10 protein-coding genes are annotated in these 13,217 nt (G+C 61.9%); 4 read left to right on the forward strand and 6 right to left on the reverse strand.

All coding sequences use genetic code 11. From position 1 onward, the window contains the following. Positions 1–26: 26 nt before the first annotated feature. Together Pan181_RS10410 and Pan181_RS10415 are read left to right on the forward strand one after the other, a co-directional pair. Positions 27–2,189: a prolyl oligopeptidase family serine peptidase gene (locus Pan181_RS10410; RefSeq protein ID WP_231943802.1), complete on the forward strand. Its 2,163-nt coding sequence runs from the start codon at positions 27–29 to the stop codon at positions 2,187–2,189. Between the two features lie 196 nt (positions 2,190–2,385). After that, positions 2,386–2,595 (forward strand): hypothetical protein, encoded by a 210-nt coding sequence (locus Pan181_RS10415; protein ID WP_145246751.1) that lies wholly within the window; start codon positions 2,386–2,388, stop codon positions 2,593–2,595. Between the two features lie 1,359 nt (positions 2,596–3,954). Here Pan181_RS10415 and ispH read toward each other — a convergent pair. The 3 genes from ispH to Pan181_RS10430 all read right to left on the reverse strand — a co-directional run bounded on the left by ispH (position 3,955) and on the right by Pan181_RS10430 (position 6,346). Next, positions 3,955–4,890 (reverse strand): 4-hydroxy-3-methylbut-2-enyl diphosphate reductase, encoded by a 936-nt coding sequence (gene ispH / locus Pan181_RS10420; protein ID WP_145246752.1) that lies wholly within the window; start codon positions 4,888–4,890, stop codon positions 3,955–3,957. A gap of 100 nt (positions 4,891–4,990) precedes the next feature. Further along, on the reverse strand, positions 4,991–5,227 hold the full coding sequence (locus Pan181_RS10425; protein ID WP_145246753.1) for a hypothetical protein: 237 nt from the start codon (positions 5,225–5,227) through the stop codon (positions 4,991–4,993). Between the two features lie 285 nt (positions 5,228–5,512). Beyond that, entirely contained in the window at positions 5,513–6,346 is an 834-nt protein-coding gene (locus tag Pan181_RS10430; protein WP_197529140.1) for a hypothetical protein, read from the reverse strand. A 529-nt stretch (positions 6,347–6,875) separates the two neighbouring features. Between Pan181_RS10430 and Pan181_RS10435 the strand changes: the two genes are divergently transcribed. Both Pan181_RS10435 and Pan181_RS10440 read left to right on the forward strand, forming a co-directional pair. Then, entirely contained in the window at positions 6,876–7,154 is a 279-nt protein-coding gene (locus Pan181_RS10435; protein WP_197529141.1) for a flagellar biosynthesis anti-sigma factor FlgM, read from the forward strand. Positions 7,155–7,431: 277 nt separating this feature from the next. After that, positions 7,432–7,932, forward strand: coding sequence for a Fur family transcriptional regulator (locus tag Pan181_RS10440; RefSeq protein WP_145246756.1), 501 nt, complete (start codon positions 7,432–7,434; stop codon positions 7,930–7,932). Between the two features lie 21 nt (positions 7,933–7,953). Here the strand turns inward: Pan181_RS10440 and Pan181_RS10445 are convergent, their stop codons facing one another. The 3 genes from Pan181_RS10445 to Pan181_RS10455 form a co-directional block, all read right to left on the reverse strand. Further along, positions 7,954–11,796: a hypothetical protein gene (locus tag Pan181_RS10445; RefSeq protein ID WP_145246757.1), complete on the reverse strand. Its 3,843-nt coding sequence runs from the start codon at positions 11,794–11,796 to the stop codon at positions 7,954–7,956. Positions 11,797–11,812: 16 nt separating this feature from the next. Further along, the gene (locus Pan181_RS10450; RefSeq protein WP_145246758.1) at positions 11,813–12,220 is read right to left on the reverse strand and encodes an ExbD/TolR family protein; all 408 of its coding nucleotides are present in this window, start codon (positions 12,218–12,220) and stop codon (positions 11,813–11,815) included. A 69-nt stretch (positions 12,221–12,289) separates the two neighbouring features. Beyond that, positions 12,290–13,192, reverse strand: a complete 903-nt coding sequence (locus tag Pan181_RS10455; RefSeq protein ID WP_145246759.1) for a MotA/TolQ/ExbB proton channel family protein — start codon at positions 13,190–13,192, stop codon at positions 12,290–12,292. Positions 13,193–13,217 lie beyond the last annotated feature (25 nt).

Consider the following 13,217-nt stretch of genomic DNA (forward strand, 5'->3'; position numbering starts at 1 on the left):
CCCTAGTTTTGCACCAAGGAAGTATCATGTTCAAGCGTCTCCAGAATGGTCGTTCCCCTGTAAGTGTGACGATGTCGCTGTGGATCGGCTTGGTCGTGGTCGTTATTTCTATGCCCAATAGCGCTCCCGCCGGCGACTACCCCGCGACACGAAGGGTGGACCACACCGACGATTATCACGGCACCACCGTGCCCGATCCTTACCGTTGGCTCGAGTCCGACGTCCGCGAATCGCAGGAAGTGGCCGACTGGGTCGAATCCCAGAGCGAGTTCGCCCGCCAGTACCTCGACACGATCCCCGCCCGCGAGATCTTCGCCAAGCGGTTGGAGAAGCTCTACAACTTCGAACGCTACTCGGCCCCCCGTCGCAAAGGTGGTCGCTTCTTCTACTCCAAGAACGACGGGCTGCAAAACCAGTCGGTGCTGTACCTTGCCGAGTCGGACACCGACCCCGGGCGGGTACTGATCGATCCGAACACCTGGAGCGAAGATGGCACCGTTGCCCTGTCGTCGTTCTCGGTAAGCGAAGATGGCGAGCTGATGGCCATTGCCAAGAGTTCGTCGGGTTCCGATTGGAAGACCATTCAGGTCATGGAAATCGAATCGGGCAAGATGCGCGACGACCTGATCGAGTGGGTGCGGTTCGGCGGAATGGACTGGGACCGCCATGGAACTGGCTTCTACTACGCTCGCTACCCCAAGCCAGGGGAGGGAGAGAAGTTCCAGTCGGTCGCGCTCAACCAGAAAATCTATTACCACAAGCTGGGCACCCCGCAAGCCGAAGACAAGCTCGTCTATGAGCGGCCCGATCATCCCGATTGGTCGTTCGGAGTGAGCGTGACCGAAGAGGGAGACTGGCTGGTGCTGTCGATCGGCTCGGGCACCGATCCCCAGAACCAAGTGTGGGTCAAGAGTCTCGCTGCAGAGGATGCCGATTGGATTCCGCTGGTCGACCACTTCGAGAATGAGTACGCGTTGCTCGCCAATCGCGGCAGCCTGCTCTACTTCCTGACCGACAAAGAGGCTCCGCAAAAGCGGATTGTCGCAATCGATGCGGCCAAGCCGACGGAGATGATGGAGATCGTTCCGCAGCAGGAAGCCACGCTGGTGGATGCCGATATCGTCGGCGGCCGGCTGATTGCTCAGTACCTGAAGGACGTGCACGCGGAAGTCGAAATGTTCGACTACAACGGCAAGTCGCTCGGCCAGGTCGAACTCCCTGGTATCGGTTCCGCAGGCGGGTTCCATGGCGAGGAAGACGAGAACGAAACTTACTTCTCGTTCACCAACACGGTCACTCCCACCAGCATCTACAAGCTCGACATCCCCACTGGCAAAGTCGAAGTGCTCCGCCGGCCGGGCATCGATTTCGACTCCGACCAATACGTGGTCGAGCAAGTCTTCTACCCGAGCAAAGATGGCACCAAGATTCCGATGACCATCTCGCATCGCAAGGGCCTCAAGCTCGATGGCACCAACCCCACGCTTCTGTACGCCTACGGCGGGTTTAACATTTCGATCACGCCAAGCTTCTCGGTCGACTACGCTGCCTGGATGGAACAAGGCGGGGTCGTGGCCATCGCCAACCTGCGTGGCGGCGGCGAGTACGGCGAAGACTGGCATCAAGCCGGTAAGCTCGGCAACAAGCAAAACGTGTTCGACGACTTCATCGCCGCGGCCGAATGGCTCATCGCGAACAAGTACACTGCCAGCGAGCGACTCGCCATCCGAGGCGGCAGCAACGGTGGTTTGCTGGTCGGCGCGGTCATGACTCAGCGGCCCGAATTGTTCGGCGCTTGCCTGCCCGCGGTCGGCGTGCACGACATGCTGCGGTTCCACAAGTTCACCGCCGGGCAGTTCTGGCGGAGCGAATATGGCTCGTCCGACGAGGCGGAAGACTTCAAGTTCCTCTATGCCTACTCCCCTTACCACAACGTGGAGCCAGGAACCTCGTACCCAGCGACCATGGTCACCACGGCCGATACCGACGATCGCGTGGTGCCGATGCACAGCTTCAAGTTTGCCGCAGCGTTGCAAAACGCCCAAGCGGGCGAGGCCCCCATTCTGCTGCGTGTGGAGCTGAAGGCTGGCCACGGAGCGGGTACGCCGATTTCGAAGCACATCGAACAGGCTGCCGACATGTGGGCGTTCCTGTCGAAGGTGTTCGACATGCAGGTCGAAGCGAAGTAAATGCCAGTAAAGTGAATGCCAGCGAAGTAAACGTTCGTATGGCTTCCACTCATCCCCTCCCCCTCTGGGGGAGGTCGGGTGGGGATAGCAGCGGCATCGTTTTGCCCCCACAAGCCGGAAATCGATTCGTGGGGGCTTTATTCTCTCCGGATCGAGGGCAACGGATTCGCGTTTACCCTTGGTTTACCGACACTTTTTGCCTTACTTAAAAATCGCCCGCCGGGAGTTTCGCCCCACCCTGTTCGAAAGTGGGGCAATACGATTGGTGGTCCGTCGTTCGTGGTCCGTTGCAAGTACCGCGCAGCAGCGACCGGGTAGCACCGACACTCGGGCGGAGGGCGTGTTGCTCGCTGCCGATAGCCAAATTGTCAAAGATCACCGCACCGATCACGTGGTGGTGCACTGATCATTAGTGCACATCTGGTGGCCATTTTCTACAAGAAAATGGAAAGATTGTAGGGTGCATGCAATGCACCGGTGTGTTGGGCGTAATCTCTTGTACGTGTGCATCCGTGGCCCAATGATTCACCACGGCCCCATGGCGGTCTCGGCCACATGCCGGCGAGTGGGGAATCGCTCGCTCGACCGCTTCGCCGATTCGCAAACCAAACCTGGGGCGGCACTTCGGCTCGCGGAACTCGCCAGCGTTTGCCCCAGGCCAATCTATTTCGCCACTCCGTGGCTGAAGGGAATGGCGAACTGGCACGCACTGCAGCGCAGGCCTTTGTGGTCAGCTTGTGGGGGAGGCAAGGTGGCTAGCACCGACATTCGGGCGGAGAGTGGGTTGCCCTCGCATCTCGTCATCTCGTGCGAAGCCCAAACTGGCCACGTCCTCACCACCGACGGTAATCGCTCCCAACAGCCTCTCTTGCAAATCATCCTCCCTCTTTTTTACCGCGCATACACACTCTCCCTTCACAACTGACGTTTGAGAAGACTCCACGCCCAAGTAGACTGAAGACTTGCTGGTTTCCCCCAAAACAAGCGGAGTCGATGTGGATATCGCCATGTCATCGCGACAGTTTGCTACCGGTTTACTGCTACTTGTCATAGGAGTCCTCGCAACTCCCGCCACCGCTAGCAGCCTCCACCCCTCTTTGCCAAAAGACGAATTGCCCGAGCTGTCGCTAGAGACAAGCTTGTGGCTGGTGAATGCTTGTGCCTACCGGTACGTATTGGGGTGGGAGTCTGCCTATGTGGACTATTGTATTGAGCATGGCAAGTACGATGATTTCAGAGGCGACCTCGATACTCCCCTTCTGGGAGGCCCATGCCATTTCAAACGCATGGCTTTTCAGGCCCGCGGACGAAGCCATGCCAAGATATCCCTTCGGTGCGTCACACCCATGGTTGGTAGTAGGCAGGTTATGCAAACCACCAGTATCGCTTTCGCCATTTTAGGGGTGAGTGAGGGTGAGTCCGCAACTGATTTATTCTGGCCGTAAGTATCAGACGCGACTGTTCTGCGGTCTCTCTCCTCTGTATCTCATACGTGGCTAGATTGTGTCACCCGAACCGCGTAGCGGTCCGGGTAGGGGCACAGAAAGGTCTAATCGCTCGCTCGACCGCTCAGGGCTAAACGCACCGAAACCCAGCGTAGGTTTTTGGCTCGTGGAACTCGCCGAAAACCAACACTGGGCTCGGATGTGATTCCCTTTCAGGGAAGAAGTTCCGGTGCCATACCTTTTTTAAAGAGCACCAACGCTCAAACGCCTTCAATGGGGGGCCCAGATTCTTTCAGAAGCTTAGACGGCCCTCCCCCCGGCTACTTGGTTTCCAACGCCCGCAGTTCTTTCGGCAGCTGGAACGACACGTGTTCTTCGCGGGTGGTACGTACTTCGACCGTGGCTCCGTATTCGTCGCGGAGCAGGTCGAGGCATTCCTCCACGACCACCTCGGGAGCACTCGCTCCGGCTGTCACCACCACGGTGTTGGCCGCGCTGAGCCATTCGGGCCGGATGTCGCTGGTGCCGTCGATCAGGTAGGCGGGCACGCCACGTTCGCGGGCGAGTTCCGCCAGACGCTGGCTGTTCGAGCTGTTTTGGCTACCGAGCACCAGCACCATGTCGGCTTCGGACGACAGGATGGAGACCGCTTCCTGGCGGTTTTGCGTCGCGTAGCAAATGTCGTCTTTCGGCGGGCTGGCGATCTGCGGGAAGCGCTGTCGCAGGCGGGCGATAATGCGGTTCGCGTCGTCGACGCTGAGCGTGGTTTGGGTGAGATAAGCCACTTTCGACTCGTCGGCCACTTCGAGCCGGGCCACGTCGTCGGGGGTCTCCACCAGCAGGATGGCCTCGGGGGCCTCGCCCATGGTGCCAACCACTTCGTCGTGCCCTTCGTGACCGATCAGGCAGATCGTGTAACCGAGCTTGGCGTACTTGATCGCTTCGAGATGCACTTTGGTGACCAGCGGGCAGGTCGCGTCGATCGCGGTAAGTTGCCGATCGCGGGCCGCCTGACGAATCTCGGGCGAGACACCATGCGCGGAGAATAGCAGCGTGGAACCTTCGGGCACTTCGTCGAGGTGATCGACAAAGACAACCCCCTTCTCGCGGAAATGGTTGACCACGTACTTGTTATGAACAATTTCGTGGTAAACGTAGAGCGGGGGCCCAAACTGCTTAAGGGCGAGCTCCAGCGAGTCGATCGCCATGTTCACGCCCGCACAGAATCCGCGAGGGCTGGCTAGAAGTACTTTCATAGGTAACGGCGCATTTGCTGCGTGGTTGCGAGGAATGGCTCTGCAGCATAATCTCCGGCCGCTGTCGTTAACAGGTCACCAACAAGCGTTCGCTATTGGATTAGCAGTCGGACGAATCCGACGCTTCGTCCTGAGCGGTACCACAAGGTTGCTGGTGCGTAGGCAAAATGGCCTTGCGCTGAGCACCATGACCGCGGCTGGCGTGTTTCTGCTCGAGCCCTGCGAGTTGATGATCGATCGAACCCACAAAACGTCGGTACGCGGAATGGTCGTAAACCACTGGCTGCAGCCAGTCGTGAGGATATTCGACTCTCAATTGATTGGTATCGCTGGACATCGGGGCCTCCTCTCAAGTTCCTAGGGTCCCGGGCGGGAAAATCCGCAACGAGGATGACAAACGATGTCGCAGCCAGGCTCGTTACTTGCTTATACGGTAGACACGCCGTGTTAGTTCCCGGTTCACTGCACTTACCGCGCCAAACTGGATTTTCGTCCGAAATACGAAAACCGGCGGCCGAAAGGCAGGGCCTGAGACCTCTAGTTTTTCGCAGCCGAGTGGCTGTTCTTGGAAAATTGTCGCACCAGTGCGACAAACGCGCGCGAAATGAGATTTTGTGCTGCTTTATTCAGCATTGGTGCGCGACATTGACCGCATCGAGCGGAGGGTTCGGTTGGCCGCAGTTTCGAACTCCCCCTTCGACAACGCCCCGTCGCGGTCGCGATCGCCGAACCGGATGAGTCGCTCGAAGCGTTCGCGGGCTGCCTCCGGCACCTCGTCGAGTACGAGCTTGCCGTCCTGGTTGCCGTCGTACTCCTCGAACAGGGCCAGCTGCTGCGACGGGTCGCGGAGCATCCGCTGACGGGTCAGTGGCTCCGAGAATCGCTGGGACGCTTCGCCCTGCTGGCGGTCGAACTTCGCCAGTTCGGATTCGACATCCCAGTTGCGCTGGCGGGCGATGCGTTGGGCGAGTCGCGACAGCTGCGGGCCGCTGCGGGCGAGTTCCAACGAGTCGAGCTGGCCGTTGCCGTTGTTATCGAACTGACCCGCGATTTGGGTGTAAACGTCGGCCAGCGACTCGGGAATCTCTTTCTCTACCAACTTGCCATCCTGGTTGGTATCGAGCTTCAGCAGCAAGAGCCGCGCGGCATCGGCCCCCGGCAACTCGCCCGAGGCTTTTTCCTCCAACGGCTTCGCAGGCCGGCGCGGGGTTGTTGCGGTGTCCCACTCCCTCTTGGCCAGTTTTCCATCGTTGTCGCTGTCGCCGAGCCGTACGAGCCGGGCAAACAGTCGCGCCTGATCGGCTGGAAGCTCCTCGGCTGCGAGCAGCCCGTCGCCATTGGAATCGAGCCGGTCAAAGAGTCCAGAGTCTGCAACGCGGACCTCCTCTTCGGCCTTTGCGGAGAGGGCGAAACCAGCGAGCAAGCAGAGTACGACCAGAAGGGAGCGATAGGCCATGGCTACGAATTCTTCGGGTGAAACGGTGCATAACGATTGAAAAGCAGCTAGCAGTAAAAACACCGCCCATTCAGCAAGGTTCCGCTTCGCCCGGGGGTCGTACCGGTCGTACCGGTCGTACCGACACCACCGCTTGCAGTGGCCCAGGCGTTGAGGTTTCGCCACATCCGACATTGTACCCCGACTGTGCAGGAGCCGCACAGATTGCACACGCGGCATGTTGCGTGCGATTGGGTCGCCGACGTGAAATCTCGATTTGTTTGCTAGCATCGCCGATGAATTGGGTACGGAGCCACGGTGCACCTACTCAGCAGAACTTTCCAATTTCTTCAGCAACTTGTTCCTCTTTCTCGCCGAGCCTGGAAGAGACCTGAACCACCCCAAATACAGCACGTATAAGTAACCTGACCCCCGTTTGCCCAACGGATAGAGCAAGCCATCGGCGTCAGGTTGCCCTTGACTCGAAACTCAGAAAGCTTTAGTAATTGGCCGCGAACGGATGCACTTTGGCCGCGGGAAATCACTCATCATGCAAATCAACGGCGCACACCAAGTTCACGGCACTCAAGCCCTCAACGGACCCCACTTCAATCAACGCCCTCAGCAGGCCGAGGCTCGCACCTCGAGCCAGCCGGTCGACCAGCTCGATATTTCGCCAGCCGCGCAAGCTGCTAGTGAGAGCACCGGCACCGATGGCATTCGCAACGACGTGGTGGCTCGCCTGCGAGCGGAAATTGCCAGTGGAACCTACGAAACTCCTGAAAAGCTCGAAGCAGCCGTCGATCGGCTGTTCGACTCCATGGGCTAACATGACCGCGGCGCAGGCGATGTGAATCGCCAGTGCGCGCCCCGCGGGAAGTCCCTCGCCCAGTGCGAAACCAAGCTGTCTAGTTTGCCTATATTTCCCCTCTGTCGGGGTAGGACTTCTATAGGCGTTTCTGAGGTGCGGTTAATCCCGGGCTGGTTGTTGGCCGCAGGGGCGTGATCTAGAATGCGTAGACGCCGGGTGCATTAGTTCGGCGGTAATGATTCGCCACGCTCCGTTTGGGCGTGGGACCAGCTTGCCGTGTTCCGCTCGCTTCCCGATGTCTAAAGAGTACGCCCTTGAATCGATCGAAGTTTCGCTCTCCCCGCGGGAGCGGTTCGTCGAGTATTTGCAGAGTCGCGGCAAGCGGGTCACTCAGCAGCGGATGCAGTTGGTCGACCGCATCTTCGAGCGTCACGAGCATTTCGACGCCGACGAGTTGATCGCCCATCTCTCGCAAAATAAAGAGACACGCATCAGCCGGGCGACGATCTATCGCACGCTCGACGAACTCGTCGACGCAGGCATGTTGCGAGCCATGTCGCTCTCAGGGCGTCGCGTTTACGAGCACGACTATGGCTACCCCCAGCACGACCATTTGCACTGCAAGAGCTGCGACTCGCTGATCGAGTTCGCCAGCGACGAACTGGTGACCCTCCGCGACGCGGTGGCTCGCGAGCATGGCTTCCGGGTGACCGGGCATCGGCTCATCATCACCGGCATCTGCGCTCCGTGTCAAAAGAAGCAAAGCCGCCCCGCGTCGCCGCTCGACTTGGTGTAGCTCCAACGCGCGACCGCATGGTTACTTGCCGGTCATTTCGTACAGCGGCAAGTGTCGATAGCTCACCTCGAGCGACAGCAGATTCAGGCAGGTGACGTAGAGCCGGCCGCCATGAGCTCCCCACATATCGGGAATCGGCTTCTGTGGATTCCAGCTTCCAGCCAGGGGGCCTTCCTGGGTTTGGTGGTCGACTAGCAGCGGGTGCAGGTGCTCGTGCCATTGTTGCCAGTTCTCGCCCCCCATGTGGAACATCACCTGCGTTGCGTAGTACCAGTAGTAGGTGTCGCGCTGCGGGTTGCGAGCGGTACCGACCGGCACCAGCCGGAACTCTCCATCGTGGGTCGGCAAGTTCTCGAGCAGATGCTCGGCCCCCCGCTGCATGAGCTGCGAGTCGCGATTCTCGCCTAGATAGAGCTTCATCAGCATGCCGACCGCGGTCATTACCGTGCTTGGCTTGTTGTAATGCTTCATGCCATCGCGGGTGCTGGTGACGTAGGGGTTGTAGCAGTACATGGCTCCCCCGCCAGCCGTGGCCCGGCACTTTTCGACAAACTGCCCGACCCGCCGGTACGTTGGCTGATTGACGCTCAGCCCCGCGAGTTCGCCGCTGCGCATGGCCATCATTTGCCACCCGGTGACCGACAGATCGCTGTTGGTGCCTTCGGTATAGCGCCAGCCGTTGTAGCGTGGGTGTTGGGTTTCGATGATGTAGTTCAGCGCCAGTTGGGCGGGCCGCTCGAGTTCGGGGTCGCCGGTCATGCCGTACGCCTCGCAGAGCGCCAGGGTAGCGATGCCATGGCTGTAGAACCGGGTCGCTCGCGGGCCTGGCAAATCGCGTTCGGGGAAGATGTCGCCCCGGTCCGATTGCTGGCTCACCAGGTAATCGAGACCCCGCTGGATCACGGTGCGGTACTTGTCGTCGTAGTGGTCGTAGCCGCCACCGAGGAACGCGAGCAGCGCTAGTCCAGTAGCGGCTCCGTCGGCTCGGATGCTTGGTAGTTCGTCGTCGTCCACCGGCAGTCCGGCAAACTCACCGAGCGACCAGCTACCATCCTCGCGTTGCACGCGGGCAAGGAACTCGAGTCCCAGCTCGATGGCCGCTTCGGTCTTCGGACGGGGATCGGTGGGGCTGGTGATCGGGGCGGCGCTCCGCCGTTCGGAGCGGGCCGCGAACGCGGGGGCTGGGTTCCGCTTGCGACCCGGCGGAGAGCGATCGCCCCCCTCGGTTTCGTTATCGAATCGGCTGGGAGTCATGCGAAGCGGACTGGCCTGTCGGCGGGCGACACGCTGGGGAATGCCCGCGTCGAGCGTCGGTGCCGCGGCGAGCCCTCCGTCGCCCAGGTCGGCGATGAGCATCGCAGGTCGTTTCGGCGCGACGTCGCGCATGCTGTCGGTGGCCGGAGCCGCAGCAACCGCTTGGCTGGTACCCTTACCAGTGGCGGCCGGCGACATCGGTGTCGGCTCGGCGGTGCTTACGATGGCCGCTGCCGAGGAGCCCCGAGGACCAGCCCCGGCCACACTACCCCCCGAAGGCGATGGTAACGCGACGCTTGGCCCTGCCCCGCGACCGTTGGCCGAGCGGGTGCGAGCGATGGATCCGCCAGCGCGGGGAGGAGTGGCTCCTTGCACGCTCGAGGAGGCTTCTGGCCCGGTGCTCGGCGAAATGGCCCCGCCGCCCGAGGTAGCCCCGGCCGGGGCACGAGCCTGCGTGAGTTTACTGGCGTCCGCCCGGTCGGGTCGTCCCGCAGCACTCGGCTGCAGGGCTCCGCCCGATTGGGTCTCGACGCGGGCGATCGCGGCGGTGCTCGGCGCGGCGGCACCAGCCGATCCGCTGGCTGGCGGGGCCAACGATACCGACGAGGGCGACATCGCTGCCTGGGCGATTCGGCGCGGTCCTAGCCCCCGATTGGTCTCCGGCGCCTGCATCGCCATGCGACCTCCCATCGAGCCGCGTCCCTGCCCTTGCTCGGGAGCGACCTGGGGGGGTCCCGTGTCGAACTCCGCCTCGCCTTTGGCGGCGGTGATGTCGCCGAGCGTCACGTTGGCGAACTGGCGATCGGTCGCAGCACTGCTCGACGCGCTGATGTTGTCGGGCTTGGTTGCCCCAGCGACGTCGGCCATCGGCGTCGGAATCGCGGCGAGGGTCGATTGCGGGGTTGCGGCTGCGGCCCGGCCCTTAGCGACCTGGGCGACCGGGTTCGGGGCCAGCGACGGCCCACGTTCGGTTTGCGTGCTGCGGTTGCGTTTGGCCGTGGAACTGGCGAACGGAGCACTACGACTGGCTGGCGCGGGGGCGTCGCCCACGTTGTTGAGCCCCGAGCCCTGCATGCCGGTTCCCCCGCGAGAGTCGGCCAGCACCCGCGGCGAGGGACTCGTCGACGGAGTCGGCGTGGTTTGCTGCGGCACCGCGGCCATCACCGACTCAGGCGAGTCGGCAATCGCCTGGGCGATCGACTTACTGGGCGACGCGTTGTTCGCAGGCGTCGCCGCGGGGTTCGTCATCGCGACGCGAGTCGGGCGACGATCGGACTTCACGCTCGGCGACGGCGTCGCGGTCGACGAGTCTTCCACCGCCTCGGCGATGTTCGATTGCTGGCGATTCGGTTGCTGCTGCTTGGCCACCGCGGCGGCGATCGGTTCCACCGCCTGATCGGTCGTCGAGGCCGAGCGGGTTTGCTCGGCTGGCCTGCGCGCGGTCGGCGTGAGTTCCACCGCCTGGGCGACGCTCACCGCGGTGCGGCGATCGAGCGGAGTTGGTGCTGCTGCGGGAGTCATCTCCGGCTCCCGCGTGTCGCGTCGTGCGACCATGGTTGGCGGAGTCGGTCGCTCAATCTGGGGCTCAGGTGTGTCTTTTTGCGATACTACTGGTTCGCGAGGCCGTTCCAGCCGCGAGGGCTCGGCCGCTACGCGATTGGTTTCCGGTGTGGTCACGCTCGGCGCGATGCTCGCCAGGGCTGGTTCCACCACCTCGGCGGGCGATTGACGCTGCCGCGGGGTCGGCTCGTTCTGGGCCACCTGCGGGGCGTCGGTGTTCTCGCGGCGAGGAGCATTGGTAGGCGCCGCGGCCGATGCCTGCTCGGGAGCGGGCGTCGACTCGCTTTGGCTCGGATTCGCTTTGGCCACCTGCGCGGCTGGCGACGGCTCGGCCGACTCCGAAGGGGTCGGCTGCTTCGGGCGTACGATCGGCTGCGGAGCCGTGGTCGCCAGCGTGGCCGCCTCGGTCTGCCGGCTCTGCTGCCCTGGCGACTCCGCCCGGTGCGCCAGGGCGGTGCGCGGCCGGCGCTGATTCATCGACTGGGGAGCATCGGTCGAGGCCAGTTCGGGGGCTTCCTGCTGCTCGACACTCTCGGTCGGCGACTCGGCTTTCGATTGCTCGGTTTGGGCTTCGATTTGTTGGGCGAGCTGCTCGGTAGGTACTGGTTTCTCGTACTCCTGCTGCTCGGTTTCGGGACGCACGATCTCGACCACCTCCGGCAGCTTTTCTTCTGGCTGCATCACCACTTGTCGATCGATGTCGGTCACCGGTTCGGTAAAGAAGAACATCAGGTTCGACAGCAACAGCACGATCGCCAGCACGGTATGGAACACCAGGCTCCAGGCGACCCCGAAGCGTAACCGCTGCTCCATCCACTTGCCCGGTTTGGCAGCCAGCCAGGCCAGTAGTGCCCAGGTGACCGCGACCCCCATCAGGCGGACCCATGCGTTGTACAGCATCCGCGGGTCTTCCCACCCGCCGAGCGCAAGCACAAGTACCGTGATCAACATCGCCCAGAGCATCAGCACCCATTGCGTGGTGCTATTACGCTCGTCGAAGGCGTTTGACCGACGTCGCGGCAGTTTGCGAATATTCCGTTGGTTGGGCATTGCGCTCGGCGGGTGGCTATTCGGTAGCGATGTTGTAATCGCGGATATTCGCCTTGTTACATGCGTTGATCACGGCCACCGCGTTGGCGGTGCGTGAGTCCTGGTCGGCGCGAATGGTCACTCGCTGCTTGCCAGGGTTGTTCTCGTAGAGATTTTTCAGCTCGGTTTCCAGCGAGGCCGCCGAGAATTGCTTGCCCTCGATAAAGTAGTCGCCTTCGGCGTTGATGGTGACAAAAATCTCTTTCCCCTCGAACATGGTCGGCTGCGCGGCGCTCGCCTTCGGCAGATTCACCGCCAGGCTGCGTTCTTCTTCCTCGAATCGCGTTGCGACCAGAAAGAAGATCAGCAGCAGGAACACCACATCGATCAGCGGAGTCAGGCTCAGGGTGCTGGCCGAGATTCCTTTTTTGATTTGAACAGGCATGATGCGAACGTGGGAGCTAAGTGCGAGGGCGTGCGGGAGCGAAGCGGCGGACGGCTGCCATCGCGCGGGTTAATTCTTCGCCGGCGTTGGCTGCATATGCGGGGCGGTCGATTTCGACTTCTCCGGCTCGCTTTCCAGGCGCTGCTTATCGAGTCGCAATTTGCCTTCGTAACGCTCCACCTGCGGCAACAGCGATGCGGCCAGGCTCTCGACATTCCGCAGCAGCCGCAAGATGCGACCCTCAAAAAAGTGAGCCAACACCGCAGCGGGGATCGCCACTGCCAGGCCGGCAAACGTGGTGACCAGCGCGACGTAAATGCCTTGCGCCAAGGCTTCGCCTTTGTTCGACGATTCCGGCAGGTTGGCCGTGACAAAGAACGCCTGAATCATGCCCCACACGGTACCCAGCAGGCCTAGCAGCGGGGTGACGCTGGCTGCCAGGTTCAGGGTGCGTACGTTGGAGTACAGCGAGTCGCTCTCGGCCTGACAGGCGTTGGCCACGGTGGTTTCGACTTCCGCGTGCGGGCGGCCTACCTTCAGCAACATCGCGCGGACCACTCTGGCGGCCGAGCTGGGATATCGCTGGCAGAGCTGATACGCCTGGCGCGGGTCGAACACGCTCGATTCGGCGAGCTTGCCGAGTTGCTGCACAAGTTCCTCGGGGATGATCCGCGACTCTCGCAGCCCGAAGGCACGCTCGATGCCGATGGCGACCACCAGGATCGACATTAGCACGATCGGGGCCATCAGCCAGCCCCCTTTGGTCAGCAGATCGAACATGCGTACGGTCGGCACGTCGGAAACTGGCTGCTCGGCGGCCACTTCCGAGTCGGTGGGGCCACTCAGCACCTCGCTCGCCCGATCGTTCGAGGGGCTCTCCTGCGAACCGCCCTGTTGGGCCCAGGTGGTGGTCGACGCGAGCAGGAAGGTCGCCACGAGACCAACCAACAGGTACGCGAAAAATCGATTCATGGCAGCAAGCGGGGTGGAGAGGAAA

It is taken from the genome of Aeoliella mucimassa, from assembly GCF_007748035.1.
In the GTDB taxonomy this organism is placed as follows: domain Bacteria; phylum Planctomycetota; class Planctomycetia; order Pirellulales; family Lacipirellulaceae; genus Aeoliella; species Aeoliella mucimassa.